At 65.1% G+C, this 25,813-nt stretch carries 27 protein-coding genes; 11 read left to right on the plus strand and 16 right to left on the minus strand.

The features are described from left to right. Positions 1-53 precede the first annotated feature (53 nt). Complete coding sequence (locus ACZ1JC_RS11015; RefSeq protein ID WP_465136824.1) at positions 54-674, plus strand: lytic transglycosylase domain-containing protein; 621 nt, start codon at positions 54-56, stop codon at positions 672-674. Between the two features lie 30 nt (positions 675-704). Here the strand turns inward: ACZ1JC_RS11015 and ACZ1JC_RS11020 are convergent, their stop codons facing one another. Next, entirely contained in the window at positions 705-1,586 is an 882-nt protein-coding gene (locus ACZ1JC_RS11020; protein ID WP_465136823.1) for a UTP--glucose-1-phosphate uridylyltransferase, read from the minus strand. Positions 1,587-1,713: 127 nt separating this feature from the next. Here ACZ1JC_RS11020 and murA point away from each other — a divergent pair, with 127 nt between their 5' ends. Both murA and ACZ1JC_RS11030 read left to right on the plus strand, forming a co-directional pair. Beyond that, a complete protein-coding gene (gene murA / locus ACZ1JC_RS11025) occupies positions 1,714-2,997 on the plus strand; it encodes a UDP-N-acetylglucosamine 1-carboxyvinyltransferase (RefSeq protein ID WP_465136822.1) in 1,284 nt (427 codons plus the stop codon). A gap of 195 nt (positions 2,998-3,192) precedes the next feature. Further along, positions 3,193-3,423 carry a hypothetical protein gene (locus ACZ1JC_RS11030; protein WP_465136821.1) on the plus strand — a complete coding sequence of 77 codons (231 nt, stop codon included), beginning with the start codon at positions 3,193-3,195 and terminating at the stop codon, positions 3,421-3,423. A 67-nt stretch (positions 3,424-3,490) separates the two neighbouring features. On the opposite strand, the gene ACZ1JC_RS11035 is transcribed toward ACZ1JC_RS11030, so the two are convergent. The 8 genes from ACZ1JC_RS11035 to ACZ1JC_RS11070 all read right to left on the minus strand — a co-directional run bounded on the left by ACZ1JC_RS11035 (position 3,491) and on the right by ACZ1JC_RS11070 (position 10,807). Then, on the minus strand, positions 3,491-4,864 hold the full coding sequence (locus tag ACZ1JC_RS11035; protein WP_465136820.1) for a PAS domain-containing protein: 1,374 nt from the start codon (positions 4,862-4,864) through the stop codon (positions 3,491-3,493). 110 nt (positions 4,865-4,974) lie between these two features. After that, positions 4,975-6,276 carry an MFS transporter gene (locus ACZ1JC_RS11040; protein WP_465136819.1) on the minus strand — a complete coding sequence of 434 codons (1,302 nt, stop codon included), beginning with the start codon at positions 6,274-6,276 and terminating at the stop codon, positions 4,975-4,977. A 42-nt stretch (positions 6,277-6,318) separates the two neighbouring features. After that, the gene (locus tag ACZ1JC_RS11045) at positions 6,319-6,762 is read right to left on the minus strand and encodes a DUF2141 domain-containing protein (RefSeq protein WP_465136818.1); all 444 of its coding nucleotides are present in this window, start codon (positions 6,760-6,762) and stop codon (positions 6,319-6,321) included. Further along, the gene (locus tag ACZ1JC_RS11050) at positions 6,729-7,409 is read right to left on the minus strand and encodes a sterol desaturase family protein (RefSeq protein WP_465148409.1); all 681 of its coding nucleotides are present in this window, start codon (positions 7,407-7,409) and stop codon (positions 6,729-6,731) included. Before ACZ1JC_RS11050 ends, ACZ1JC_RS11045 begins: the two co-directional genes overlap by 34 nt. A gap of 305 nt (positions 7,410-7,714) precedes the next feature. After that, on the minus strand, positions 7,715-8,140 hold the full coding sequence (locus ACZ1JC_RS11055; RefSeq protein WP_465136817.1) for a 23S rRNA (pseudouridine(1915)-N(3))-methyltransferase RlmH: 426 nt from the start codon (positions 8,138-8,140) through the stop codon (positions 7,715-7,717). Positions 8,141-8,297: 157 nt separating this feature from the next. Further along, complete coding sequence (rsfS, locus tag ACZ1JC_RS11060; RefSeq protein WP_395334211.1) at positions 8,298-8,645, minus strand: ribosome silencing factor; 348 nt, start codon at positions 8,643-8,645, stop codon at positions 8,298-8,300. Positions 8,646-8,810: 165 nt separating this feature from the next. Then, positions 8,811-9,554, minus strand: coding sequence for a nicotinate-nucleotide adenylyltransferase (locus ACZ1JC_RS11065; protein WP_465136816.1), 744 nt, complete (start codon positions 9,552-9,554; stop codon positions 8,811-8,813). Next, on the minus strand, positions 9,518-10,807 hold the full coding sequence (locus tag ACZ1JC_RS11070) for a glutamate-5-semialdehyde dehydrogenase (RefSeq protein WP_465136815.1): 1,290 nt from the start codon (positions 10,805-10,807) through the stop codon (positions 9,518-9,520). The genes ACZ1JC_RS11065 and ACZ1JC_RS11070 overlap by 37 nt, the downstream gene beginning before the upstream one ends. A 346-nt stretch (positions 10,808-11,153) precedes the next feature. Between ACZ1JC_RS11070 and ACZ1JC_RS11075 the strand changes: the two genes are divergently transcribed. Together ACZ1JC_RS11075 and ACZ1JC_RS11080 are read left to right on the plus strand one after the other, a co-directional pair. After that, the gene (locus ACZ1JC_RS11075; RefSeq protein ID WP_465148408.1) at positions 11,154-12,287 is read left to right on the plus strand and encodes a M23 family metallopeptidase; all 1,134 of its coding nucleotides are present in this window, start codon (positions 11,154-11,156) and stop codon (positions 12,285-12,287) included. 4 nt (positions 12,288-12,291) lie between these two features. Further along, positions 12,292-12,702 carry a bactofilin family protein gene (locus tag ACZ1JC_RS11080; RefSeq protein ID WP_465136813.1) on the plus strand — a complete coding sequence of 137 codons (411 nt, stop codon included), beginning with the start codon at positions 12,292-12,294 and terminating at the stop codon, positions 12,700-12,702. 91 nt (positions 12,703-12,793) lie between these two features. On the opposite strand, the gene ACZ1JC_RS11085 is transcribed toward ACZ1JC_RS11080, so the two are convergent. Both ACZ1JC_RS11085 and ACZ1JC_RS11090 read right to left on the minus strand, forming a co-directional pair. Continuing rightward, positions 12,794-13,501 carry a DUF1013 domain-containing protein gene (locus ACZ1JC_RS11085; RefSeq protein ID WP_465136812.1) on the minus strand — a complete coding sequence of 236 codons (708 nt, stop codon included), beginning with the start codon at positions 13,499-13,501 and terminating at the stop codon, positions 12,794-12,796. 240 nt (positions 13,502-13,741) lie between these two features. Then, entirely contained in the window at positions 13,742-14,719 is a 978-nt protein-coding gene (locus ACZ1JC_RS11090; protein WP_465136811.1) for an NAD(P)H-quinone oxidoreductase, read from the minus strand. Positions 14,720-14,832: 113 nt separating this feature from the next. Between ACZ1JC_RS11090 and ACZ1JC_RS11095 the strand changes: the two genes are divergently transcribed. The 6 genes from ACZ1JC_RS11095 to ACZ1JC_RS11120 all read left to right on the plus strand — a co-directional run bounded on the left by ACZ1JC_RS11095 (position 14,833) and on the right by ACZ1JC_RS11120 (position 21,553). Further along, a complete protein-coding gene (locus ACZ1JC_RS11095; RefSeq protein WP_465136810.1) occupies positions 14,833-15,063 on the plus strand; it encodes a DUF1192 domain-containing protein in 231 nt (76 codons plus the stop codon). A gap of 136 nt (positions 15,064-15,199) precedes the next feature. Then, the gene (clpA, locus tag ACZ1JC_RS11100; RefSeq protein WP_465136809.1) at positions 15,200-17,569 is read left to right on the plus strand and encodes an ATP-dependent Clp protease ATP-binding subunit ClpA; all 2,370 of its coding nucleotides are present in this window, start codon (positions 15,200-15,202) and stop codon (positions 17,567-17,569) included. 67 nt (positions 17,570-17,636) lie between these two features. Then, positions 17,637-18,641: a ligase-associated DNA damage response exonuclease gene (locus ACZ1JC_RS11105; RefSeq protein ID WP_465136808.1), complete on the plus strand. Its 1,005-nt coding sequence runs from the start codon at positions 17,637-17,639 to the stop codon at positions 18,639-18,641. 171 nt (positions 18,642-18,812) lie between these two features. Beyond that, on the plus strand, positions 18,813-20,417 hold the full coding sequence (locus tag ACZ1JC_RS11110; RefSeq protein WP_465136807.1) for a cisplatin damage response ATP-dependent DNA ligase: 1,605 nt from the start codon (positions 18,813-18,815) through the stop codon (positions 20,415-20,417). A 67-nt stretch (positions 20,418-20,484) separates the two neighbouring features. Next, positions 20,485-20,883, plus strand: a complete 399-nt coding sequence (locus ACZ1JC_RS11115) for a group II truncated hemoglobin (protein WP_465138622.1) — start codon at positions 20,485-20,487, stop codon at positions 20,881-20,883. A gap of 28 nt (positions 20,884-20,911) precedes the next feature. Further along, positions 20,912-21,553 carry a YoaK family protein gene (locus ACZ1JC_RS11120; RefSeq protein ID WP_465136806.1) on the plus strand — a complete coding sequence of 214 codons (642 nt, stop codon included), beginning with the start codon at positions 20,912-20,914 and terminating at the stop codon, positions 21,551-21,553. Here ACZ1JC_RS11120 and ACZ1JC_RS11125 read toward each other — a convergent pair whose 3' ends face one another. From ACZ1JC_RS11125 to ACZ1JC_RS11145, 5 genes are all read right to left on the minus strand, one after another. Continuing rightward, complete coding sequence (locus ACZ1JC_RS11125) at positions 21,554-21,835, minus strand: DUF167 domain-containing protein (RefSeq protein WP_465136805.1); 282 nt, start codon at positions 21,833-21,835, stop codon at positions 21,554-21,556. Further along, positions 21,835-22,392: a gamma carbonic anhydrase family protein gene (locus ACZ1JC_RS11130; protein ID WP_465136804.1), complete on the minus strand. Its 558-nt coding sequence runs from the start codon at positions 22,390-22,392 to the stop codon at positions 21,835-21,837. The genes ACZ1JC_RS11125 and ACZ1JC_RS11130 overlap by 1 nt, the downstream gene beginning before the upstream one ends. 17 nt (positions 22,393-22,409) lie before the next feature. After that, the gene (locus tag ACZ1JC_RS11135) at positions 22,410-22,985 is read right to left on the minus strand and encodes a GNAT family N-acetyltransferase (RefSeq protein ID WP_465136803.1); all 576 of its coding nucleotides are present in this window, start codon (positions 22,983-22,985) and stop codon (positions 22,410-22,412) included. Positions 22,986-22,989: 4 nt separating this feature from the next. Continuing rightward, the gene (hemB, locus tag ACZ1JC_RS11140) at positions 22,990-23,985 is read right to left on the minus strand and encodes a porphobilinogen synthase (protein ID WP_465136802.1); all 996 of its coding nucleotides are present in this window, start codon (positions 23,983-23,985) and stop codon (positions 22,990-22,992) included. A 106-nt stretch (positions 23,986-24,091) separates the two neighbouring features. Then, positions 24,092-25,720, minus strand: a complete 1,629-nt coding sequence (locus tag ACZ1JC_RS11145) for a M23 family metallopeptidase (protein WP_465136801.1) — start codon at positions 25,718-25,720, stop codon at positions 24,092-24,094. Between the last annotated feature and the right edge of the window lie 93 nt (positions 25,721-25,813).

The following is a 25,813-nucleotide window of genomic DNA, read 5'->3' on the forward strand; positions in this document are numbered from 1 at the left end:
ACGTCGCGGGCGCCACGCTGTAAACGGCAGACATGGTGAGGGAAGCGAATCACATGAATCGGGCCATTGCCGCCGCGCTGCTGGCGCTGGCTGTCATGCCCGGCGCTGCCCATGCCGACGTGCTGGAAATCGGCAACGGCGACTATCGCTGGGTTGCCGGTGGATCTGCCCATCAGGCGGTCGATCCCGCCGCACTCAATGCGCCTGACGATGGCATCCCGCCCGCCGAAGTGGGCGCGGATACGCTGGCACCGCAATCGATCACCGACGCGCTAGACGCGGCAGGGCCGACGCGCTGGCGCATCCGCGTGGCCGAACTGGCCGCCAAGTACGACATCAGCCCCAGCCTGCTGGAAGCGGTGGTGTGGCAGGAAAGCCGGTGGAACGAACTGGCCGTCTCACCCGTGGGCGCGCGCGGCCTTGCCCAGTTGATGCCCGGCACTGCCGCGCAGATGGGCGTGAATCCCGGCGATCCGATGGCCAACCTGGAAGGCGGCGCCCGGTATCTGCGGATGCAGCTCGATGCCTTCGGCGGCGATATTGAGAAGGCACTGGCCGCCTACAATGCAGGGCCGGGCCGCGTGACTCGGGCTGGCGGCGTGCCCAATATCCGCGAAACGCAGGCCTATGTCGCGGCGATCATGTCGCGATTGACGGACCCGGTTCGCCAGTAAAGGCGCCCCTCATCGGGGCGCCCTTTACCTTCAGCCCAGCAGCTTGGCCGCAATCTTGCGCACTTCGTCGCCCATGTCGGGACGGTCGAGCGCGATGGCGAGCGTCGCTTCCACGAAGCCCACTTTGGAACCGCAGTCGAAGCGCCGACCGGCAAACGTGACGGCATGGAACGGCTGGACGCCGATCAGCTTCGCCATCGAATCGGTCAGCTGAATCTCTCCGCCGGCGCCCTTGCCCTGGTTGGCGAGCAGATCCATCACTTCCGGCTGGAGGATGTAGCGGCCAGAGACGATCTTGTTGGAGGGCGCATCCTCCACCTTCGGCTTTTCGACCAGGCCCTTCACCTCGGTCAGCGCGCCATTGCTTTCGCCCGGGGCGATCACGCCGTAGCTGGACACTTCCTCGCGCGGCACTTCCAGCACCGAGACGAGATTGCCGCCCACTTCGTTATAGGCCTCCACCATCTGCGCCATGCAGCCGGGCGAACCGTACATCAGCTCATCCGGCAGGAAGATCGCGAAAGGCTCGTCACCGATCACCGCGCGCGCACACCAGACCGCATGACCAAGGCCCAGCGGCACCTGTTGGCGCACGGTCACCAGATTGCCCGGCTGGATTCGCGTGGGGTCCAGCGCGTCGAGCGACTTGCCCCGCGCGGACATCGTCGCTTCCAGTTCGTAGGCGGTGTCGAAATGCTCGACGATCGCGGTCTTGCCGCGCCCGGTGACGAAGACGAATTCCTCGATCCCCGCCTCGCGCGCCTCATCGACGGCATACTGGATCAGCGGGCGGTCAACGACCGGCAGCAGCTCCTTGGGAATCGCCTTGGTGGCGGGAAGGAAGCGGGTTCCGAGCCCGGCAACGGGAAACACGGCTTTGCGGACGGGTTTTTTGAACTGAGGCGCAGACATAGTTAATGGTCTGACTCCATTTAGTTACAGTGCTGTTAAAGCCGCTTCGCAGGTGCAGCGCAACAGTCCATCCGTCTTTCTCCGAGCCGTGCTTGCTGCGCGGCCAAATCCCGTTAAAGAGCGGGCAATGGACAAGATCATCATCGAAGGCGGCAAGCGCCTTTCCGGCACCATTCCCGTTTCCGGCGCAAAGAACGCGGCGTTGACGCTGCTGCCTTGCGCGATGCTCACCGAAGAGCCGCTGACGCTGCGCAATTTGCCGCGTCTGGCGGATATCGACGGGTTCCAGCATCTGATGAATCAGTTCGGCATCTCGACGATGATCGCCGGCAGCCGTCCGGAAGATTTCGGCCGCGTGATGACGCTGCAGGCCACGCGCATCACCAGCTCGGTCGCGCCCTACGATCTGGTCCGCAAGATGCGCGCCTCGATCCTCGTTCTCGGCCCGATGCTGGCGCGCATGGGCGAGGCGACAGTGTCGCTGCCCGGCGGCTGCGCCATCGGCAACCGCCCGATCGACCTGCACCTGAAGGCGCTTGAGGCGCTCGGCGCGCAGATCGAGATGGCTGCCGGCTACGTCCGCGCCGTCGCGCCCGACGGCGGCCTGCCCGGCGGCCGCTATTCCTTCCCGGTGGTCTCGGTCGGCGCGACCGAGAACGCGCTGATGGCCGCGGTGCTCTGCACCGGCACCTCCACGCTGCACAACGCTGCGCGTGAGCCGGAGATCGTCGACCTTTGCAACCTGCTGGTCGCCATGGGCGCACAGATCGAGGGCATCGGCACCTCTGACATCACCATCCACGGCGTGCCGCGCCTGCACGGCGCCACCTACATGGTGATGCCCGATCGTATCGAAGCCGGCTCTTACGCTTGCGCAGCCGCCATCACCGGCGGCGAAGTGACGCTGAAGGGTGCCAAGATCGAGGATATGGAAGCCACCGTGCAGGCCCTGCGCGATGCCGGCGTCCATGTTGAGCAGAATACCGAGGGGCTGCACGTCGCGGCCAACGGCGCGCTCAAGCCGGTCACGATCTCGACCGCACCCTACCCCGGTTTCGCGACCGACATGCAGGCCCAGCTGATGGCCCTGCTCTGCCGCGCCGAAGGCTCCAGCGTGCTGACCGAGACGATCTTCGAGAACCGCTACATGCACGTCCCCGAACTCAACCGCATGGGCGCGCATATCGAGACCAAGGGCCGCACCGCCGTGGTTCACGGCGTGCAGAAGCTGACCGGTGCCGAAGTCATGGCAACCGACCTGCGCGCCTCGATGAGCCTGGTCATCGCCGGCCTTGCCGCCGAGGGCGAGACGCAGGTCCACCGCCTCTATCACCTCGATCGCGGGTATGAGCGGCTTGAGGAAAAGCTGGCTCTGGTCGGCGCGCAGATCGAACGCGTCGGCGGCGACTAGAGCAGTTTCCGATCCAATTGCATTGGATCGACTGCTCTAAGTTTATGGTTTTTCGCATTTTCCGAGTCATCAGGTGATTCCACCTGATTTGAAAATGCTTTAGGCAACCGCGCCCGAAGTCCTGCGTTGCTTCACGTGGAACATTGCACCCCGCTCCACCGGGCGGGGTTGCTGCCACCGAGAGGAGCAGGATCGATGGGACTGATCAAGTTGGCCGTTGCCGGTGCTGCCGGCTATGCACTCTACAAATATGCGACGCGGGACCAGGAAGAGCCATTGGCCGCGACCGCCGGCAATGGCGCAGCGTGCCCGCCCGTGCGTGATGCGGGGCCGGAAAACATGCAATCCAAGCCGAAACGCTGGTCGAAGACCGACGAGGCGATCGATGAAAGCTTCCCGGCCAGCGATCCGCCATCGACTTATTGAGCACGCTGCTTGCGAATCACGAAGGGCGGCAACCTTGCGGTTGTCGCCCTTTCGCGTGTCCTTTCACTCAGCCAAGCAGATGACGGGCGGCGCGATCCAGCAGCGATTCGTCGTCGCTGACTTCGCCCAGCAGCACCACATTGCCGTCCTCATCGCGCCGGGCGATGAGCACGGTGAATTCGGCATCGCCGGCCATTTCACTCAGCGACTTGGGCGCCAAACCGCGTAGCCCGCGCTTCATGCGGTCACGCCGGGTTTCGGCCACCGGCGCGCTGTCGCTCTCTTCGCGCTTCAGGCGGCGCTCTTCGCGGACCACGGCCTTGATGCCGCCGGGCTCTGCGGCAAGGAATGGCGTCAGAGCGCCACGGTCGAGACCGAGACGCTGCGCGTGGGCAATCACCCCGGCAAATTCGGTAAGGCGGGTCTTGTCGTAATCGGCGCCGAAAACCAGCTTCACCAACGGCACCAGCGGCGCGCGTTCCTGCACTTTCAGGCCGGCGTCTTCGAGCAGTTCGGCAAGTTCTGCCGGAGCCTCGGCCGCGGCCAGCACGAAATCGTAGGCCCGGCCGATCGCCGCGTAGAGTGCCTGACGGGATCGATCCTCGCAGCCCATCGCCGCCTGCGCCAGTTCGCGGGCGGAGGCGAGCCAATCGGCCAGTTCCATGTCGGCGGTGAGTTCGAGAATGTCCGATTCATCGAAGCGCGATTCGCCGAACGGCAGCGAATCGGTTTCCAGCGCCATGAACTCGTCGAGCGCGAGGGCATCGTCGATCGGTGAATCCAGCGATACTTCAACCGGACCATCGGCCCAGCCGCCCAGCGGCGGCAGGTCGCGCTGCAAAGGCGAGCGCACGGCCAGCGCATCGTCCACCTGCCGCATCAGCGCATCGGTGCTGGCCTGATCGGCCAGTTCCTTCCAGTTGATCACGCCGTAGATCCAGTCGATCCGCGATCCGTCATGCGAGAACGGCAGCAGGATGCCGCGATAGAGCACGGTAGCGCCGCGCACATTGACGAATTCGGCCTCGAAGCCGATCGGCGCCTCGTTCGCGAGAATCTGCATGTAATGGTCGGTAATGCGCGACAGCAGCGAACGGCTGGGCACTTGGCCCAGGCTCCCGATCTGGCCCTGCGTGCCGCATTCGGCGGCAAGCGCCGTCCCCAGCCAGGCGATCTTGGGATCGTCCAGCCCGGCGGAGAAATCCAGCAGCACGCTGTAGGGGCCGAAATCGGGATAGTCGTCAGGGCGAAGGTCCGCGATTACCGGGAACTGGCGATCGCCCAGCAGGCTGGCCCAGAAGTTGTAGGCGCGCACTTGCATGCGCCGCTCATCGCCCATCACGGCTGTGGCGCGCGTTTCGTACCCGCCATCTGCCTCTGGCACGTCATAGCTGCTGTCCAGTCCGTCCGAGGTGGCGAACTCCCCACGCAACGTATCCATCGTCGGAATACCCCATTTCCAGTGGGGCCGATTGTGCGCTGTCGTGGTGAATCAATGTTTAAGGCGCGGCAGGAATTGCCGCGCTGCGGGACTTTACGCAGTCTGCGCGGTCAGCGCGGCCGCAACACGCCCTCCCCCGGCCGTGGCATCGGCGCCAGGTAGCGCAGCACCAGGAACGAGACGAACAGCACCGCCGCCCCGCCATGCATCGCGAACGGAATCCCCTTCCAATCCGCCACCGAGCCCCAGGTCCACGCCCCCATCGCCATGCCGCCGAACGTCACCGCCTGATAGATCGACAGGCAGCGCCCCAGCACTTCGTCGGGCGATCGCATCTGCACGGCGGTGTTGATGGTGGTGAGAATCAGAACCCAGCTGACGCCGGCCAGGAAGGCGGCAGGCATGACGGCGGGCAGGCTGTGGCCGACGGCGGCGATCAGCAGAGCCGCGATATAGAGCGCCGATCCCAGCATCAGGATGCCTTCCAGCCCCAGCTTGCGGCGAATCGGCCCGATCGAGGGCGCCGCCAGGATCGATCCGATCCCGAACAGCCCCAGCATGATCCCGTAATCGACCTCTTCGCCGTGAATCGAATCGTGCACCAGCCCCGGCAGCAGCGACTGGAACGTCGCGAGGCAGAAACCCAGCGCGAAGCCGCGAATCAGGATACGCCGCAGCGGCACCGATCGGGCGCAGAACGCGATGCCCGCGCCCACGGCGGGCAGGATCGGGCGCGCGTTGATCGCCCGCGGCTCCGGCTTCCACCACAGCAGCACGCCGATCAGGCCGATGTAGCTGATCGCGTTGATCGCAAAGGCGAAGGCCGGATTCCAGATCGAGATCAACAGCCCGCCCAGCGCTGGCCCGATCGAACGCGCGATGTTGAACGAGATCGAATTGAGCGCGATCGCCTGCGGCAGTTGATCGGGATCGACCTGTTGGCGCACGGAGGCCTGCCATGCCGGCGAATTGAGTGCGGTGCCGGTGCCCACGCCCAGCGTGAAGGCCAGCAGCAGGAATGGCGTGATCCACCCCGCGTAAGTCAGCACCGCCAGTAGGGCTGAGACGGTCAGCATCCCCACTTGCGAAATCAGCATGACCTGGCGCCGGTCGTAATTGTCCGCGATCGCGCCGGCGAATACGCCCAGCAGCATGATCGGCACGGTGGCCGACGCCTGCACCAGCGCGACCAGTTGGTGCGACGGCGTCAGTTCGGTCATCAGCCATGCCGCGCCCACGCTCTGAAGCGTCGAACCGAGGTTCGAGAACAAGTTCGCGATCCAGATCGCGCGAAACACGGGATAGCGGAAGGGAGAGAACGTCCCATGCGCGGGCGGCTGCACCAGCCCGGCGGTGGCGACTTCGACGGCCTCCTCGACCAGTTCCTCGACGATATCGTGCTGTTTGGTCACGCCTTCAGGGGTAGGCGCGCGGCCGAGGTGCAGCAAGGGCGGCTAGAGCAGATATCGCATCCGGATTTCGAGTTGCACTGCATCCGCCCCCACGACGAAGGCCGCCTTGTCGAAACTGGGAGGGCCGAAACGCACCGGCGCATCGCGCGAAAAGCCGTATCCCTCTCGCGGGATCGCCAGCGCGGTATCCAGCCGGCCATTGGCGTTCTCGTCATGAATCAGGGAAATGGCATAGCGCCCTTCCGGCATAGCGCCGAAATCGAGCCGACTGAGCCCCGCCGCCGGAACCGTCAGCTTGCGCGCTTGCGGGTCGTCCTTGCAGTCGGGAAAGGCGCGGGGGTTTGCCGTTAGGCAGGCCAGTACATTCCCCTTGGACGAGCGCAGGCCGGTGACGGTTGCCGTCACGACCGATTGCGGCGCCGAAGCGCCGCAGAGCAGCCCGATGCAGGCGGTCAGGGCTGCGAGATGCCGCGATCGGTGCCGCACAGATGATCCCAAAACCGGAAGTAGAGCCCGTAGTTGCATCGATAGATCTCATGGTGGCGATGGTGGTGGCTGGCGGTGATCAGCCAATGGCCCAGCCGCGATTCGACAAGGCGGCGCGGAAACATCTCCCAACCCATGTGATTGGCGATTCCCATCACCGTCATGATCGTCAGCACCAGCCCCAGCATGGCGACGTGAATCGGCACCGCGAAGACCAGCGCCGGGATCACAATGGCCCCGGTCACCGCCTCCAGCGGATGAAAGCTCATCGCCGCCCACGCGGTGGGCGGGCGGCTGGCGTGGTGGACGCCGTGCATGATCCGGAACACCTTGGGCCGATGCATCCAGCGGTGGGTCCAGTAGAACCAGGTATCGTGCAGGAACAGGTAAAGCAGCAGCGATAGCGGCATCCACCAGAGCGGGTAGGCCGATGGATTCGTGTAGATCCGCGTCCAGCCGTGCGCCTGCCAGCCCCATGCGACGATGCCGGCGGGAATGCCATAGATCGCGCTGGAGGCCAGCGACCAGCCGATCTCCGCCCGAATCTGCCTGTCCAGCCCGCTATAGAGCCCCGGCCGAACCCGCGCGGTGATCCACGCGAACAGGCCCGACGTACCGAGATAGCGCAGCCCAACGATCGCCGTCATCGCAGCGGCGGAAGTGCAAAGCGCCCAAAGGCCGGGACCGGAAATCGCTGGCATCGGCATGGGTTATGCGCGTCGGATGGGATCGTGGCCAGAGGGAAGCACGATGGCCGGATTGGATGCGGTGGACGCACAAAAGCCCGAAATCACTCCGTCGCCCTCGCGAAGGCGGGGGCCCCGCTTTTTCGATAGGCGGCGGAAAGGGAGCGGGGTCCCCGCCTGCGCGGGGACGACGAGGTTTGTTTTTGAAATCTCGTGGTTGGGGCCGACCGGCACTGGTTTTTTGACACAACCGACCAGCGCCGCCTTTATCCCGACCGGTGATAGGGATGCCCCGCCAGAATCGCGGTGGCGCGCCAGAGCTGCTCAGCCAGCATCGCGCGCACCATCAGGTGCGGCCAGGTCATGCGGCCAAAACAGAGCAAGTGATCGGCATTCGCGCGCGCCTCGTCCCCATGCCCGTCTGCCGCACCGATAAGGAAGCGGCATTCGCGCACGCCTTCGTCGCGCCAGCGGCCGAGCAGTTCGGCGAATTCCTCCGAACTCATCAGCTTGCCGCGTTCGTCCAGCAGCACTTCACGATAGGGAGTCTGCACGGGCGGCGGCACTTTGCCGCCCAGATCCGGCAGTTCGGTATGTTTGAAAGGCCAGGTCAGGCGCTTGGCATAGCGATCGAGCAGCTCAGCCTCTGGCGAGCGGGCGATCTTGCCACGGGCGATGATGTGGAGAAGCATCTCTCCTCATCGCCCCCCGGTGCCGGGTGCGCAAGCCCTCAGGAGTTGCAGGCTCCGAAGCGCGCGGGCCCCGGTGGCGCGGAGCAGGCGCGCCATTGCCGGTTCAGAATCCCGGCCACCGTCGCGGCCGGGTCATCCCTTCAGCGTTCTATCGACCTCAGGCAGCGCCCGAGGGACCGTCGAAGCCCCACATACGCTCGAGGTTGTAGAAGCTGCGCACTTCCGGGCGGAAGAGGTGGACGACTACGCCGCCGGCATCAACCAGCACCCAGTCGGCCGCCGGCAGACCTTCGACGCGCGCGTGGCCGAAACCGCCCTGTTTCAGTCGTTCGCCAAGTTTCTGTGCCATCGCCGCCACCTGGCGGGTCGAACGGCCCGACGCGATCACCATGTATTCGGCGATGCTCGATTTGCCTTCGAGGTCGATGGTGACAATGTCCTGCGCCTGATCGTCGTCGAGGCTTTGCAGGACGAGGGCCAATTGCGGGTCGTCAGACTCGACCATGGCCGGGGGCGTGGCGCCGGTTTGATCCGGCTGTATCTGTGCCTGTGGCATCTAGAGGGTTACTGCTCCTTTCTCACGATCGCATCAGGCCGGGTGCGGAACACCCTGCCCGTTGCAATCTCACTTTTTGATATGCGGACGTGCGAGAGAAAGGCGATTGCCCGCTCACGCTGCATGTCCGGGGATGCGGTGGTACGTGACACCATCTCGAATGGAGTCTGCACGCGAAAGTCGATCCATCGACTTCCGGGCCCACTCCGGATCGGCCTGGCGGATTGCCGTGGCCGACCGCGCATCGGGGTCGAATCGCAATGTCACCAGCGCAGGTGCGCTCCACCTTTCCGGACTGCGAAGACTGGACTGGGACCTCCGGAATCTCCCCAGCCAGGCCATCGCGGGGCTCGCGAAGGCATCGCCATCATACCCCGGACGGGCAATTACCGCAATCGGCATGAGTCGCGCGATGTCGCGCCAGTCTTTCCAGCGGTGGAATTGGGCCAGATTATCGGCCCCCATCAACCACACGAAGCGCCTTCGCGGATAGCGCCGAACCAGCGCGCGCAGCGTCTCCACGGTATAACGCGTGCCCAGTTCGCGCTCGATCGCGGTCACCCGGATTCGCGCACGCCGCGCCTGCCGTTTCGCCGAATCCACCCGCGCGGCCAGCGGCGCCATGCCCGCTTTGGGCTTGAGCGGGTTGCCCGGGGACACCAGCCACCAGGCTTCATCCAGCCCCAGCGCATCGATCGCAAACAGGGTGATGCGCCGATGGCCGCCATGGGCCGGGTTGAAGCTGCCGCCCAGCAGCCCGGTGACCGGGCCTTTGCGTCCGCCGACATGTCGCATGGAAAGATTCGCCAGGGACGAGCTTGTCAGGGCCGGGCCTGCCCGGTCCCGCGCACCAGCCACTTGTAAGTGGTCAGCCCTTCCAGCGCGACCGGACCGCGCGCATGCAGGCGCCCGGTGGCGATGCCGATTTCCGCACCCAGCCCGAATTCGCCGCCATCGGCGAACTGGCTGGAGGCATTGACCATGACGATGGCGCTGTCGACTTCGCTCAGGAACCGTTCGACCGCCGCCGGATCCTCGCTGACGATCACGTCGGTATGGTGCGACGAATGCGCAGCGATGTGGTCGAGCGCGGCATCGAGCCCGTCCACCACCGCCACGGACAGTACCGCATCGAGATACTCGGTATCCCAATCCTCTGCAGTCGCAGGCAGGATGCGCGGATCGAGCGCTTGCGCACGGGCATCGCCGCGCAGTTCGCAGCCGGTATCGAGCAAGGCGCGGACGATTTCACCCGAGGCGGCGAACTGCGTATCGAGCAGCAGCGTCTCCATCGATCCGCAAATGCCGGTGCGGCGCATCTTGGCATTGACGGCAAGACGCACCGCCATATCCGGATCGGCAGCGGCATGGATATACGTGTGGCAGATGCCGTCGAGATGGGCGAGCACGGGCACCCGCGCATCGGCCTGAACCCGCGCCACAAGGCTCTTGCCGCCGCGCGGCACGATCATGTCGATCAGGCCGGCCGCGGTCAGCATCGCCCCCACTGCCGCGCGATCCTGCGTCGGCATCAGCTGGATCGCCGCTTCGGGCACGCCGGCCTGGGCAAGCCCCGCGACCATCGCCGCCATGATTGCACGATTGGAATGCAGCGCCTCGCTGCCGCCGCGCAGCAATGCCGCATTGCCCGAGCGCAGGCAGAGCGCCGCCGCATCGGCGGTCACATTGGGGCGGCTTTCGTAGATGATGCCGATCAGCCCGATCGGAATGCGCACGCGCGAAAGCTGCAGGCCATTGGGCCGTTCGCTCGTCGAAATCACTTCGCCAACCGGATCGGGCAGACCCGCCACTTGCTCCACCGCATCGGCGATTCCGGCCAGCCGGTCGGAATCCAGCCGCAGACGGTCGAGCAGAGCGCCGCTGAGCCCCTTGGCCTCGCCTGCCGCGATGTCCTGTGCATTGGCCGCGAGAATCTCTGGCTCCGCCTTGCGCAGTTCGGCAGCGGCGGCGCGCAAGGCTTCGGCCTTTTGCGCATCGCTCATCTTCGCCAGTTCGCGCTGGGCGGCACGGCCGGCCTTCGCAAGTCGGGCCACAAGCGCCTCGGGCGTCTCGACAGCCGCCTCGGGGGCAAGAATAGTCTGCTCGGTCATAGCCGCCGCCTAGCATTGTTGCGCGATGCTGTCACCGATCAGGCGAAACGAACGCAAGTCTCCTTCTCGATGCAAGTCATGCAACTGTTGCTTTGCCGTCATTCTTGACCGGATGGCCGGATTCGTCCAAACTTTCGTATGAATTCAGCCGGTTGAACGCGCGAATCGCGCCATTTTCCGGCCAACGGTTCGTCGCAAATGCGCAACCGTTGCCTCGGTTCATCGCAATGATGGTCCGACTCGTCCCGTTTTTGCAACCAATCGGGGCGAGTCGATTCGCCTTTGCCCCCCTCCCCTGCTACCCGGCCGCCGGGGTTAGGAAATAAGAATTCTAAGCGGGGTCGTTTTGAAGTTCATATCTGCCGGGGCGCTTAAATCGCGTCTCCAGGCGGCCTTTCCTGAACGCGAGTTCATCATGCGCTCGCAGGGGCAAGTCCGCTTCATCCGCATTTCGTCGCGAATGCAGAAAGTGGCTGCCGGCACTTGCGCCGCGCTGCTGGGCGCATGGTGCGTATCGATGGGCGCTGTCGCCGTGTCGCAGCTCAGCTCCACCAGCGAGCATGCCTTGCTGCGCCTGCGCGAAGCCAAAGTCGCCACCGCCGAAAGCCGCGTGCAGCAGTATCGCAACAATCTTGACGGCACCGTGGACGATCTGGCCCGCCGCCAGAAATTCATCGAAACCATGGTCGAAGCGCATATCGGCGAGCTTCCGGAGGACCAGAAGGCTGACGAAACCGTCACCGACAGTTCGGCCGAAACCGCCGAAACGGTGAAAAAGGTCAGCCTGGCGGTTCCTGAAGCGGGCAAGCTGGCCGGTATCGAGGCGCAGCAGCTGGCCTTCGTCGAACGCCTGACCCGCTATGCGGATCGCCGCGCGGCCGCCACGGCCGACACCATCCGCAAGCTGGGCCTCAACCCCAACGCCATGGCCAATGCGCGCGGCGGCGAAGGTGGTCCGCTGGAAAAGCTGGCAACTGCCGCCGACGGCTCGATCGATCCGCGCTTCCAGCGTCTGGGCCAGAGCCTTGCCCGCATGGACGCGCTGGAGAACGGCCTGGCGTCGATCCCGCAGGTCCAGCCCGCCCACGTCGCTTACGTCTCTTCCAGCTTCGGTTATCGCGCCGACCCCTTCACCGGTGGCGCCGCGTTCCACGCCGGGCTCGATTTCCCCGGCCCGATGGGCTCCCCGATCTATGCCGCCGCCAAGGGCCGCGTGACTTTCGTCGGTCAGCGCCAGGGCTACGGCAACTGCGTGGAGATCAGCCACGGCAACGGATTGATGACCCGTTACGGCCATCTCTCCGGCTTCAACGTCCGCCCCGGCCAACTCGTCGACGGCGGAACCCGTATCGCCGCAATGGGCTCGACCGGCCGGTCGACTGGCCCGCATCTCCATTTCGAGGTGCGCATCAACAACCGGCCCATGAATCCGCGCACATTCCTCGAGGCCGCCCATAATGTTCAGCAAGAAGCCCGATAACGCCATGGCCAAGACTTTTTCGACCGCTACCGCCCGCACCGGCTCCACGAGCTTTTCGGTGCTTGGCGCGGACACTGCCATCACCGGCAACATCGAAGCCTCCGTCGACCTTCACGTCGAAGGCCGCGTAACCGGGGACATCGCCTGCAAATCGCTTATCCAGGGTGACGCCAGCGAGATTGCCGGCGGCATCACTGCCGAATCCGTGCGCATCGCCGGGACGGTGCGTGGCACGATCTCTGCCCGCGAAGTCGTGATCCTGCGCACCGCGCGGATCGAGGGCGACGTGGCCTATGACGCGCTCACCATCGAGCAGGGCGCCCGCCTTGAAGGCCGCCTGAATCCGAACGGCGGCCAAACCCCGCCGGCGATCGCCCAGCTTACCGACGAGAGCACGCTGGAACCGGCCGAGTAATTTCGGACACACGTTCCGCACAAACAAAAAGCCCCGCGACGATGCTTCGTCGCGGGGCTTTTTGTATTCGTCTGCAGAGACGGGGTGAGGATTACTCGCCCTGTTCTCCCGCCGCCTCGGCAGCGCGCTTGGCCTGGAGCCATGCGGCGACTTCGGCTTCCTGCGCGGCTTCCGAAGCGGCGCGCGAAGCGGCTTCACGCTCGGCACGCAGTTCTTCGATCAGCGCTTCGCGATCGTCGACCAGGCGCTCATCGTTCTGGCCGTCGTCTTCGATGCCTGCCTTCTTGGCGGCCTTGAAGACGATGAAGTCCAGCTCACGCTGCGAGCAGAGACCCAGCGTGACCGGGTCCTTCGGCGTGATGTTGGCGATGTTCCAGTGCGAACGGTCGCGGATCGCGGCGATGGTATTGCGGGTCGTACCGATCAGCTTGCCGATCTGCGCGTCCGAAACCTCGGGGTGATTGCGCAGGATCCAGGCGATGCCGTCCGGCTTGTCCTGACGCTTCGAGACCGGCGTGTAGCGCGGGCCCTTGGTGCGGTTGGAGGTGATCGGGATCTTGTGCATGCGGAGCTTGTACTCCGGGTTTGCCTGACCCTTCTCGATCTCTTCCATCGTCAGTTCGCCCGAACGCACGGGATCGCGTCCGGTATACTTGCTGGATGCCAGATCGTCGGCCATCGCCTGCACTTCGAGCATGTGCAGACCGCAGAACTCTGCAATCTGCTCGAACGTCAGCGCGGTAGTGTCGACCAGCCACGAGGCGGTCGCGTGCGGCATCAGCGGAGTGGGCTGGCTCATGTCTCTATCTCCGGCGGAAACAATAAGGGCCGCCCCTTTGCGGAGCGGCCGTTCGGGCCTGATTTAGGCAAACTTTGCGGATTCGGCAAGCACAAGCCTTGATTTTGGCAATTCGATCGCACGTGAATTTGAAACGACTTGGCAAAACCATCCGAACCGGGGAGTCAGGATTTACGCAAATGCCTCATGAAAATGCGCCGCCACGCATTTTCAGAAACTCTCCTTTCCTCGAATACCGCTTCAGATCTCCAGCACGATCTTGCCGACATGATCGCCCGCTTCCATCCGCGCATGGGCGGCGGCCGCCTCTGCCAGCGGGAAACGCGCATCCATCACCGGGCGCAGTTCGCCGTCCTCCACCAAGGGCCAGGCATTGGCGAGGATCTCCTGCGCCAGCAGCCCCTTGAAGGCATCCGAACGCGGCCGCAGCGTCGATCCGGTAAGCGTGTAGCGACGGGTCATGACCACGGCCATGTTGACCTCCGCCTTCACCCCGCCTTGCACGGCAATCGTCACGTGCCGGCCGTCGGGCGCCATGCACTTGAGGTTACGCGCCACATAATCGCCGCCGACCATGTCCAGCACGATATCGACGCCCTTGCCTTCGGTGATCCGGGCCACTTCCTCCACGAAATCGCTGGCCTTGTAGTCGATGGCATGGGCCGCGCCGATCTCCAGCGCCCGCGCGCACTTTTCAGCCGAGCCGCACGTGACGATCACCGTCAGGCCGAAATGCCTGCCCAGCATCGCCGCCATCGTGCCAATGCCGCTGGTGCCGCCGTGGACCAGCATCGTCTCGCCATCGCGGGCGTAGCCACGCTCGAACACATTGTGCCAGACGGTGAACAGCGTTTCCGGCAGCGCCGCCGCCTCGTCCAGCCCCAGCCCCTCGGGCACCGGCAGGCAGTGCGCGGCCTTGGCCAGACAGTATTCGGCATAGCCCCCGCCGCTGACCAGCGCGCAGATCGGCTGGCCCGGTAGGAATTCGGTCACGCCCTGCCCCAGCGCGGCGACCCGGCCGGAAATTTCCAGCCCGGGAATCGGCGATGCGCCGGGCGGCGGCGGGTACTTCCCCTGACGCTGCACCACATCGGGACGGTTAACCCCGGCGAATGCCACCTTGACCAGCACTTCGCCCGGTCCCGGCTCCGGAATCGGCTGCGTAACGGGCTTCAGAACATCAGGACCACCCGGCGCTTCAAAGCCGATCGCGGTCATCTGTTTAACTTGGTTAACTAACATAGGCGTCCTGTTGCCACAGACCCACTATGGTTGGGAACATAATTTCAGGCCATTGACAGCAAGCATCTACCGTCCGATGCTGCATTGCAATGGACGACGACGATCGACCGCGGCGGCGGTCGCCCGAGGTAGAACTCGGAGCCGCCAGCCTTCTCGCCAGCGAAAGCCTGGAGCGCTATTCGTTGGATGAACTCGACGCACGCGTCGTTCTTCTGGAAGCCGAAATCGAACGCATCCGCGCGCATCGCCGCGCTTCGCAGGCCCACATGCTGGCTGCGGATGCCCTGTTCAAGCCCCGAAACCCGGGGCCCACGTCATGACCGGGGTGAGGTTGCAACCGATCTTGCGGAAGGCACCTCGCAACCGTCCTGAACGTGCCTATATGAATCTCGAAACCCGATTTCCTCCAAAGCTCCCCCTCAAGGAGAGTCCCACTCCCACATGAAAGTTTCCTAGATGCCCAGCTTCGCGCAAAGCCTAGAAAAGACCTTACATGCAGCGCTCTCGCACGCTTCGGAGCGCAGCCACGAGTACGCCACGCTAGAGCACCTGCTGCTCGCCCTGATCGACGATCCGGACGCGGCACAGGTCATGCAGGCATGTGGCGTGGATCTTGGCGACCTCGGTGACGTGGTGCGCCAGTATCTCGACCAGGAATACCAGTCGCTGAAGACCGAGGAAAAGGGCGATCCCGCCCCCACCGCCGGCTTCCAGCGCGTGATCCAGCGCGCGATCCTGCACGTCCAGTCCTCGGGCAAGGACACCGTGACCGGCGCCAACGTGCTGGTCGCCCTGTTCTCCGAGCGTGATTCCTACGCCGTCTATTTCCTGCAGCAGCAGGACATGAGCCGCCTCGACGCCGTCAGCTACATCAGCCACGGCATCGGCAAGGGTGGCAAGCGGGTGGACGAGCGCAGCCCCAAGGGCAGCGAGGAACAAGCCCCCACGCCCGAGGAAAAGGCCGAGACCAAGAGCGCCAACAAGAAGGATTCCGCGCTCGACCAGTTCACCGTCAATCTCAATGAGAAGGCGCTGCTGGGCAAAGTGGATCCGCTGATCGGCCGCGGCCCCGAAGTGGACCGCACGATCCAGATCCTCTGCCGCCGTTCGAAGAACAACCCGCTCTATGTGGGCGATCCCGGCGTCGGCAAGACCGCCATCGCCGAAGGTCTCGCCCGCAAGATCGTCGAAGGCGAAGTGCCCGAGGTTCTGGCCGAAGCGGTGATCTATTCGCTCGACATGGGCAGCCTGCTGGCCGGCACGCGTTATCGCGGCGATTTCGAGGAACGCCTGAAGCAGGTCGTCTCCGAACTGGAGAAGATGCCGCACGCGATCCTGTTCATCGACGAGATCCACACGGTGATCGGTGCCGGCGCCACCAGCGGCGGCGCGATGGATGCCTCGAACCTGCTCAAGCCCGCACTATCGGGCGGCACGATCCGCTGCATCGGTTCGACCACCTACAAGGAGTTCCGCAACCACTTCGAGAAGGACCGTGCCCTGCTGCGCCGGTTCCAGAAGATCGACGTGAACGAACCCACCGTGGAAGACACGATCAAGATCCTGCGGGGCCTACGCACCGCCTTCGAGGAACACCACAAGGTCAAGTACACGCCGGACGCGATCAAGACCGCGGTCGAGCTTTCGGCGCGCTACATCAATGACCGCAAGCTGCCCGACAAGGCGATCGACGTGATCGACGAAGTGGGCGCGATGCAGATGCTGGTGCCCCCCAGCCGCCGCAAGAAGACGATCACCGCGCGCGAGATCGAGCAGGTGATCGCGACGATGGCGCGTATCCCGCCCAAGTCGGTCAGCTCGGACGACAAGAAGGCGCTCGAGAATCTCGAACGCGATCTGAAGCGCGTGGTCTTCGGTCAGGACAAGGCCATCGAGGTGCTCTCCACCGCGATGAAGCTCAGCCGCGCGGGCCTGCGCGATCCGGACAAGCCGATCGGCTCGTTCCTGTTCTCCGGCCCCACCGGCGTCGGCAAGACCGAAGTCGCCAAGCAGCTGGCCCAGATCATGGGCATCCCGATCCAGCGCTTCGACATGTCCGAATATATGGAGCGTCACTCGGTCAGCCGTCTGATCGGTGCCCCTCCGGGCTATGTCGGCTTCGATCAGGGCGGTTTGCTCACCGATGCTGTGGACCAGCAGCCGCACTGCGTGCTCCTTCTCGACGAAATCGAAAAGGCGCACCCGGATCTGTTCAACATCCTCCTGCAGGTGATGGACAACGGCAAGCTGACCGACCACCACGGCAAGACCGTGGACTTCCGTAACGTGGTCCTGATCATGACCACCAACGCGGGCGCGTCGGACATGGCCAAGCAGGGCATCGGTTTCGGTGACACGTCCAAGGCGGATGCCGGCGACGAGGCGGTGAAGCAGATGTTCAGCCCCGAGTTCCGCAACCGTCTCGATGCCATCGTGCCCTTCGCCTATCTGGCCAAGGAAACGATCAGCCGGGTGGTGGACAAGTTCATCCTGCAGCTGGAACTCCAGCTGGCCGACCAGAACGTCCACATCCAGTTCGATTCGGACGCGCGCGAATGGCTGGGCCATCGCGGTTACGACAAGCTCTACGGGGCGCGGCCAATGGCTCGTGTCATCCAGGAGAAGGTCAAGCAGCCGCTGGCAGAGGAACTGCTGTTCGGCAAGCTTGCCATCGGCGGCGAGGTCCACGTCTCGGTCAAGGAGGATGCGCTCAGCTTCGAACTGACGCCCGCCGCGCCGAAGGTGGTGAAGGCCAAGAAGAAGGCCCCTGCGAAGAAGACGGCCAAGAAGCCCGGCAACCAGCCGGAAGCCAATGCCGACGACTGAGCAGACCTGATCTGACTCAATACGAAATGGGGTGGGAACCGCGCGGTTTCCGCCCCATTTTCCTTTCATGGCCCACGATTTCGCCTGGATCAGACCCGAACCCCACGGCATCCACGTCGTCCCCGCCGACTGCTGGATCGACCCTGCGCATCCGGTCCCCCGCGCACTGGTGACTCACGGCCATTCCGATCACGCACGCGGCGGCCATGGCGAGACGGTGGCCACGCCCGAGACTCTGGCGATCATGGAATTGCGCTACGCCACCCGCGAAGGCGCGGTGCCGGTGGCCTATGGCGAGACGCTAAGCCTGCCAGGCGGCGTTTCCGCCACGTTCGTTCCGGCCGGGCACGTACTGGGATCGGCGCAGATCGTGCTGGAGCATGCGGGTGAGCGCGTCGTGGTCACCGGCGATTTCAAGCGCCGGCCCGATCCGACCTGCCTGCCTTTCGAAGTCGTGCCCTGCGATGTGCTGGTGACCGAGGCGACTTTCGCGCTCCCCGTGTTCCGCCATCCCCCCGTTGAGTACGAGATTGCCAAGCTGCTTTCGGCGCTGTCCGCCAATCCCGAACGCTGCGTTCTGGTGGGTGCCTATGCGCTTGGCAAGGCGCAGCGCCTGATTGCCGAACTGCGCCGCGCGGGACATCGGGAGCCGATCTATCTGCACGGCGCGATGGAGGCCATGTGCCGGCTTTACGAACGGTTCGGCGTCGATCTGGGCGACTTGCGGCTGGTGAGTGACGTCAAGACGCCAGAGCTTGCCGGGCGGATCGTGATCGCCCCGCCCTCCGCGCTAAACGACCGCTGGAGTCGCCGCCTGCCCGATCCGATCACCGCCATGGCCTCCGGCTGGATGGGCGTGCGGCAGCGGGCACGACAGCGGATGGTGGAACTGCCGCTGATCATCTCCGACCACGCCGATTGGGACGAACTCACGCAGACCATCTCCGAAGTGAATCCCGGCGAGACCTGGATCACCCACGGCCGCGAGGATGCGATGCTGCGCTGGTGCGAGCTGAATCAGCGCAGGGCGCGAGCGCTGGCGCTGGTCGGCTATGAAGACGAGGACGATTGAGGTGCGCAAAATGTCCCCGCGCGCAACCATCGTCGCCCCCGCGAAGGCGGGGGCCCCGCTTCCTCTTTCCCACGCCGTAAGAAAAGCGGGGTCCCCGCCTTCGCGGGGACGACGAGGTTTTGATTCGTCAGGTCGATTTGATTCATCAGGTCAATTGGACCGCGCTATCCCATGAAGCGCTTTGCCGCCCTGCTCGACGCGCTGGTCTATACGCGCAGCCGCAATGCGAAGCTGAAGCTGCTGGCGGACTATCTGCGGGACACGCCCGATCCCGATCGCGGCTGGGCGCTGGCGGCGCTGACCGATGGGCTCGACTTTCCAGCCGTGAAAAGTTCGACGATACGCAACCTGATGACCGAGCGCGTCGATCCGGTGCTCTGGTCGCTCAGCCGCGATTACGTGGGCGATACGGCGGAAACCGCCAGCCTGCTCTGGCCCGGCCCCGCTATCGCCGAAGACCCGCCAACGGTCAGCGAGGCAGTCGATGCGCTGTCCCACATGACTCGCGCCAATGTCATGACCGAACTGCCGCGCCTGCTCGACCGGCTCGATGCCGAGGAACGCTATGCCCTGCTCAAGCTGGCGACCGGCGCCATGCGCATCGGCATTTCCGCCCGGCTGGCCAAGACCGCCTTCGGACAGGCCTTCGACGTGGCGGTGGAAGATGTGGAGGAGCACTGGCACGGCCAGCAACCGCCCTATCTCGCCTTGTTCGACTGGGCCGCGCGCGGAGCCGAGGCGCCTTCTTCCGAAGACCTGCCGCTGTTCCGCCCCTTCATGCTGGCGCATCCGCTGGAGGCGGCCGAACTCAATCTTTCCGACTATGCCGCCGAATGGAAGTGGGACGGCATCCGCGTGCAGGTGGTGCGGGTGAAAGGCGAGACACGCGTCTATTCGCGATCGGGTGACGATATCTCGGGCAGCTTTCCGGAGATCGCCGAAGCGCTGCATGTCGATGCCGTGCTGGATGGCGAATTGCTGGTGCGCGGATCGCATCAGGGGCGTGAGGAAGGCGGCGCCGCCAGCTTCAACGCCCTGCAGCAGCGCCTTGGCCGCAAGACCGTCTCGAAGAAAATGCTGGCCGAATACCCGGCCTTCGTGCGCCTTTACGATGTGCTGATTCTGGAGGGCGAGGACCTGCGCGCCCTGCCCTGGAGCGAACGCCGCGCCCGGCTGGAAGCGCTGATCGCCCGACTCGATCCCGAGCATTTCGACCTCAGCATGGTGATTCCCGCCGCCGATTTCGCCGAACTCGCCGAGATCCGGGAGAAGGCGCGCGAGGATGCGATCGAGGGAGTCATGCTCAAGCGGCGCGACAGCCCTTATGTCGCCGGGCGTAAGACCGGCCTTTGGTACAAATGGAAGCGCGATCCGCTGCTGATCGACTGCGTGCTGATGTATGCCCAGCGCGGCAGCGGCAAGCGATCCTCGTTCTATTCGGACTACACCTTCGGCTGCTGGGACGGCGATCCCGATGACCTGACGAACGGGGGCGCCGAACTGCTGCCCGTGGGCAAGGCGTACTTCGGATTCACCGACGAGGAACTGAAATGGCTGGACCGCCATGTGCGGAGCCACACGGTGAATCGCTTCGGCCCGGTGCGCGAAACCGACAAGTCGCTGGTGCTGGAAGTCGCTTTCGATTCGGTCCACCTCAGCAAGCGCCACAAGTCCGGCCTTGCCATGCGCTTCCCCCGCATCCACCGCATCCGCGCCGACAAGCCGGCGCATGAGGCCGATCGCATCGAAACCTTGCGCGCCTTGGTTCGCGATTGATCGGGATCAAGTTCCACGTGGAACCGATCGATTATCCCGTCAGCATGACCACCTGCGTGCCGGAGAGATTAGCCCCGTGACCACCGAAACCGCCCAATCCCCGCATGACCAGATCGGCGGCGCTCCCGTGTTCGAAGCCATCGCCAACCGCTTCTATGATCTGATGGAGCAGGACCCGGCCTATGCCGAACTGCGCGCCATGCATGCGGATGACCTGGAACCGATGCGAAAAAGCCTGCCGCGCTTCCTGGCCGGTTGGGCCGGCGGCCCGCGCGACTGGTTTGAGGCCAATCCCGGCAAATGCATGATGAGCCTGCACAAGCACTTTCCCATCGACCGCCAGACCGCCGCGCAATGGGCCGATGCGATGACTCGCGCCATCGCCGATGTCGCGCCGCAGCCCGCCAATATCGCGCAGGCCATGACCGACGTGCTGGCCCGCATGGCCCGCGGAATGGGTCGCTAAAGCGGAATCCGCTCGCTATCGTCGCGATGTGAACCGGCTCGATCGTCCCCGCCGCTTGCTGGCCACCGCCCTTGCCGGTCTCGCCGGATACGTCGATGCGGTAGGGTTCCTGTCTGCCGACCGCTATTTCGTCTCGTTCATGTCGGGCAATACCACCCGGCTGGCGACAGAATTGATCGCCGATACGCCCCGCGCGGCGACGCCGGCACTGCTGATCCTTGGTTTCGTTCTGGGTGTGGCGCTGGGCCATATCGTTGCCGAAAGCACCGGCGTATGGCGCAAGCCTGCCGTGCTGGGGCTGGTAACCGCCTTGCTCGCCATCGGCTCCATCCTTGCGCTCGCCGGGCATTCGGCGGCGATGATGGCCATGCTGGTGCTGGCGATGGGCGCACTCAACACCGCGCTGCGTCAGGGCGAAGCGCCGGTCGCGCTGACTTATCTGACCGGCGCGCTGGTGCGGATCGGCCAGGGGCTTGGCGGGCTCGTCACCGGACGGCGCGAACCGGGGCTCACTTCGTTCATCGGCTTGTGGCTGGCGCTCGCCTTCGGCGCCTCATTCGGGGCGATGCTGTTCCTTGCCTACGGACCGGCCTGCTTGCTGCTGGCCGTGGCCTGCGGTCTGGCGGTGACCTTCGCCGGTTACCGCATCGCCCGGATTACAGCGCAATGACTACAGCGCGATAGAGAACTGCTTCTCTCGCGAAGTTGCGCCGCGCAACAAGGCGATGCGCGATGGCGCCAGTTCCAGCGCCGCCGCCAGAATCGCGCGCACCGCTTCGTTCGCCTTGCCGTCTTCGGGCTTGGCGCGGACTTTCACCTGAAGCCGGCCCTCGACGATCTCCAATGCTTCCACTTTGGCGCCGGGAGTCACGCGCACGGCCAATCGCTGTTCGGAATCGATCAGTGCCCGCACCGCTTCTGCGGATGGAAGCGCCAGCTTCGGCTTGGCCATCAGGGAATAAAACCAAGCGCTTCGGCATGCTGGCGGCCGCGTTCGACATAGGCCTGCACGCCCGCCTGATTGCCGGCCATCGTCGCGTCATCCAGATCGCGCAGATACTTGGCCGGGCGCCCCATCCACAGCTGCCGCGCGCCGATGCGCTTGCCGGTCAGTTGCGCGCCGGCGGCCAGCATCCCGTCGGATTCGATATAGCTGCCGTCCATGACGATGGCGCCAAGTCCCACGAAAGCGCGATCCTCCAGCGTGCAGCCATGGACCATCGCCATATGCCCGATCAGCACATCCTCACCGATCAGCGTGGGATAGCCTTCGGGGCGGGAGGGTTTGGGACTGTCGCAGTGAATCACCGAGCCATCCTGCACATTGGTCCGCGCGCCGATCACCACCCGGTTCACATCGGCGCGGATCACGCAGTTGTACCAGATGCTGGCATCCGGCCCGATCTCGACATCGCCGATGATGCGGCAACCCGGCGCAATGAAGGCGCTGGAATGGATGCGCGGCGCCTTGCCGTTGAAGGCGGCCACGGTCACGTCGGTGCGATTCATTGTCTCTCCCCGCGCTATCAGTCCAGCTGCCCAGCCCAATCGTCGCGGGCGATCGAATAGACGATCGTGTGCCGCAGCGGAGGCTCGAAACGCGGATCGTCGTAATCGAGTTCCTCGCGCCGGCGCATGCCCAGCCGGCGCATCAGGCCCCAGCTTGCCTCGTTCTCGATCACGGTGATCGCGAAGATCTCCGCCGCGCCGAACACGCCGAACCCGGCGTCGAGCGAGGCGATCGCCGCTTCCTTCGCATAGCCCTTGCCATGGGCATCGCTGCGCATGCGCCAGCCGATCTCGAACTCGCCGGGGAACGAGGCCCCCGGCGCGTCGATTTTCTTGAGACCGCAAAAGCCCAGCATCTCGCCGGAAAGATCGCCGCCGTCGGCCTTGCGCTCGACGATCCAAAAGGTGTGGCCGTAGCTCTCGTGAAAGCCGATCATGCGGGCTTCGGACTGGGCCAGCCGCTCCGCGTCCATCACCCCGCCCAGCCAACGCATGACGTCCGGATTGTTGGTCACTTCGGCAAAACGCGCCATGTCGCCGAGCTGCCAATTGCGCAGTACCAGTCGGTCGGTTTCCAGTCTGAAGTCCGTCATGACGTCACTTCTGCAACAGGCGCGCGGCGTGGACGGCGTGGTACGTCAGCACGCCCGAGCAACCCGCGCGCTTGAAGGCCAACAGCGTTTCCAGCACCATCGCATCGCGGTCCGCCGCGCCGGCCGCCACTGCCGCCTCGATCATCGCGTATTCGCCAGAGACCTGATAGGCGAAGACGGGAACCTCGAAGGTTTCCTTCACCCGGCGCACGATATCGAGATAGGGCAGGCCCGGCTTGACCATGACGCTGTCCGCACCCTCGGCCAGATCCATCTCGACCTCGCGCAGCGCTTCCTCGCTGTTGGCGGGGTCCATCTGGTAGGTCTTCTTGTCGCCCTTCAGCAGCCCGCGCGTGTTCACCGCATCGCGGAACGGGCCGTAGAAGGCCGAGGCATACTTGGCGGCATAGCTCATGATCTGGACGTTGACGAAGCCCTCGTCCTCCAGCGCATCGCGGATCGCGCCGATGCGGCCGTCCATCATGTCCGACGGGGCGATGATGTCCGCCCCGGCGCGGGCCTGATTCAGCGACTGGCCGACCAGCACCTCGATCGTCTCGTCATTGAGGACATAGCCGTCCGGCCCCAACAGGCCGTCCTGACCATGGTTGGTATAGGGATCGAGCGCCACGTCGGTCAGCAGGCCGATGCGGTCGCCCAGTTCCGCGCGAATGGCGCGGAGGGCACGGCACATCAGGTTGTCGGGATTGAGCGCTTCGGCGCCGTCGTCGCTGCGGCGTTCGGGTTGGGTATCGGGGAACAGGGCAAGACAGGGGATGCCCAGATCGGCCGCTTCCTTCGCACGCTCCACCAGAAGGTCCACCGACCAGCGCGAGACGCCCGGCAGCGAGGGAATCGGCTGCTCCACGCCCTCTCCCTCGGTCACGAAGACCGGCCAGATCAGATCGGCGGGGGTCAGCACCGTCTCGCGGTACATGGCGCGGCTCCAGGCCGTGGCGCGCGCGCGGCGCAGGCGGGTGTGGGGATAGGTTCCGGTCATGGCCGGAGTGATTGCCGGAAAAGGACTGGCGGTTCAATGTGGCGGACTGTCCAAGGCCGCAAGACCGCTTGCGCGGTGCGCATACCCGCAAATTATCGCCGAAGATTCAGAGCGTGTTCGGCTCCAGCCGGTCGATCTCGCGCGCCGCCCCCATCGGCTTGGCCATCGCCGGCGCGACCGAGCCCAGCGCCTCGCCCGGCTGCACGGTGAGCAGGGCCTTCATCCGCGCATCGAAGGCGTTCTTTTCCTTGCCGTCGATCCGCGGTGCCGAAACGAAGCGCAGGCCGGCCGGGTTGATCGTCTGCCCGCCGCGATAGGCCTCGAAATGGAGATGCGGCCCGGTCGAGAGGCCGGAGGAGCCGACATAGCCGATCACCTGCCCGGCGCGGACGCGGCTGCCGGCGGAAACCGCGATGCGGCTCATGTGGCCATAACCGGTGCCCAGCCCGCCGCCGTGTTCGATCCGTACGTAGTTGCCGTGGCCGCCGTGCCGGCCGGAGAAGCTCACCACGCCATCGGCCACCGCGTAGATCGGCGAGCCGTAGGCCGCGCCGAAATCGATGCCGGCGTGCATACGCACATAGCCCAAAATCGGATGGCGCCGCATTCCGTAGGGAGAGGTCATGTGTCCGGCCACCGGCATCCCGGCGGCCGTGCTGGTCGATTCCGACAGGCCACCGGCGGCGACCATCTCGCCATCCTGCCCCCAGCGCAGCAGCTGGACGCGCGGTTTGCCCTCATGTTCGAGGCCCGCATAGAGCAGGTTGCCGACCTGCCGCTCGCCCTTGGCCGATCGCTTGTAGCTGACGACGATATCGAACGCGTCGTTGGCGCGAATATCGCTTTCAAGGCTGACGTATTTGTCGATGGCCTGAAGATAGGCCTGGATCGCCGCGATCGGCGCGCCGGCATTGCGGGCGGAACGATAGAGACTGGACCCGACGGTGCCGCGAATGCGCAGCGGCGTCTCGTCGACGTGAATCGGATGGCGCACCAGCGAAAGCCCGCTGCCGCCACGCTGGATCGACAGATCCATGTCGAATCGCGCGCGGAAGTTCATCGCGCTCAGCGCCCTTGGCGCCCCCGGTGCCGGACGAGCGCCGAGAGTGACGTCGAACTGGGTTCCCGGCTCGATCTGGTCGAGCGGAACCGCCTGCCCGACCAGCGCGCCGATCCGCGTGGCGTCATCGTCGCCCACGCCGACGCGTTCCAACATACGCGCGAAGCTGTCGCCCTGCCCCAACGTCGCCACCAGTTCCACGCTCGGCCGCTCGGGCACGCTGCCCAGCGGCCGGACCAGCGGGCTGGCGCCCATGTGGCGCCCGGCGTCGGCCCCCAGCCCCAGCGGGGTGATCGTCTGGCTGCGGAATTCGTCCCGCTCGCGCGCGGCCAGCGGCGTGGTCGCCGCCTCCACCATCGCGAAATCGGGCCAGAAGGCGAAGGCCGCCACGGACAGGCCCAGCATGGTCGCCATGCCGCGCAGCCAGCGACGGCTGCCGATGTCACAGGCAAGGTCCGGCGCGATCTCGACGCGATCGCACCAGTGTTCGATATCGCGTTTCCAGCCCTCTATCCGATGCGACAGGCGCTGCTTGGCCGGTGTCGTCGGTGCGGCTGGGGCAGGAGATCCAGGCGTGGCGGAAGCCGGAACGACTTGCGCGTGCGAAAGTGCGGCAGCGTAACCGCGCCCCTCGCCCGTCGCGATCTCCCCGCCATGTTCAAGTACCTTGAACAAATGCCCGTCCTTCTTGCGAAGCCCCAGTTGCAAAGTCGTGCCGCATGCCCCTGCCGGGATCGCGGGCGGCTCTAAAAATCATGACCCGAAAGG

The organism is Sphingomonas sp. BL-S-28 (assembly GCF_055521515.1).

Coding starts and splice junctions, on each gene's coding strand:
- ACZ1JC_RS11015 (WP_465136824.1), top strand. CDS start 54: ATGAATCGGGCCATTGCCGCCGCGCTGCTGGCGCTGGCTGTCATGCCC.
- ACZ1JC_RS11020 (WP_465136823.1), bottom strand. CDS start 1,586: ATGTCTGCGCCTCAGTTCAAAAAACCCGTCCGCAAAGCCGTGTTTCCC.
- murA (WP_465136822.1), top strand. CDS start 1,714: ATGGACAAGATCATCATCGAAGGCGGCAAGCGCCTTTCCGGCACCATT.
- ACZ1JC_RS11030 (WP_465136821.1), top strand. CDS start 3,193: ATGGGACTGATCAAGTTGGCCGTTGCCGGTGCTGCCGGCTATGCACTC.
- ACZ1JC_RS11035 (WP_465136820.1), bottom strand. CDS start 4,864: ATGGATACGTTGCGTGGGGAGTTCGCCACCTCGGACGGACTGGACAGC.
- ACZ1JC_RS11050 (WP_465148409.1), bottom strand. CDS start 7,409: ATGACGGCGATCGTTGGGCTGCGCTATCTCGGTACGTCGGGCCTGTTC.
- ACZ1JC_RS11055 (WP_465136817.1), bottom strand. CDS start 8,140: ATGCTTCTCCACATCATCGCCCGTGGCAAGATCGCCCGCTCGCCAGAG.
- rsfS (WP_395334211.1), bottom strand. CDS start 8,645: ATGGTCGAGTCTGACGACCCGCAATTGGCCCTCGTCCTGCAAAGCCTC.
- ACZ1JC_RS11070 (WP_465136815.1), bottom strand. CDS start 10,807: ATGACCGAGCAGACTATTCTTGCCCCCGAGGCGGCTGTCGAGACGCCC.
- ACZ1JC_RS11080 (WP_465136813.1), top strand. CDS start 12,292: ATGGCCAAGACTTTTTCGACCGCTACCGCCCGCACCGGCTCCACGAGC.
- ACZ1JC_RS11085 (WP_465136812.1), bottom strand. CDS start 13,501: ATGAGCCAGCCCACTCCGCTGATGCCGCACGCGACCGCCTCGTGGCTG.
- ACZ1JC_RS11090 (WP_465136811.1), bottom strand. CDS start 14,719: ATGACCGCGATCGGCTTTGAAGCGCCGGGTGGTCCTGATGTTCTGAAG.
- ACZ1JC_RS11095 (WP_465136810.1), top strand. CDS start 14,833: ATGGACGACGACGATCGACCGCGGCGGCGGTCGCCCGAGGTAGAACTC.
- clpA (WP_465136809.1), top strand. CDS start 15,200: ATGCCCAGCTTCGCGCAAAGCCTAGAAAAGACCTTACATGCAGCGCTC.
- ACZ1JC_RS11105 (WP_465136808.1), top strand. CDS start 17,637: ATGGCCCACGATTTCGCCTGGATCAGACCCGAACCCCACGGCATCCAC.
- ACZ1JC_RS11110 (WP_465136807.1), top strand. CDS start 18,813: ATGAAGCGCTTTGCCGCCCTGCTCGACGCGCTGGTCTATACGCGCAGC.
- ACZ1JC_RS11125 (WP_465136805.1), bottom strand. CDS start 21,835: ATGGCCAAGCCGAAGCTGGCGCTTCCATCCGCAGAAGCGGTGCGGGCA.
- ACZ1JC_RS11130 (WP_465136804.1), bottom strand. CDS start 22,392: ATGAATCGCACCGACGTGACCGTGGCCGCCTTCAACGGCAAGGCGCCG.
- ACZ1JC_RS11135 (WP_465136803.1), bottom strand. CDS start 22,985: ATGACGGACTTCAGACTGGAAACCGACCGACTGGTACTGCGCAATTGG.
- hemB (WP_465136802.1), bottom strand. CDS start 23,985: ATGACCGGAACCTATCCCCACACCCGCCTGCGCCGCGCGCGCGCCACG.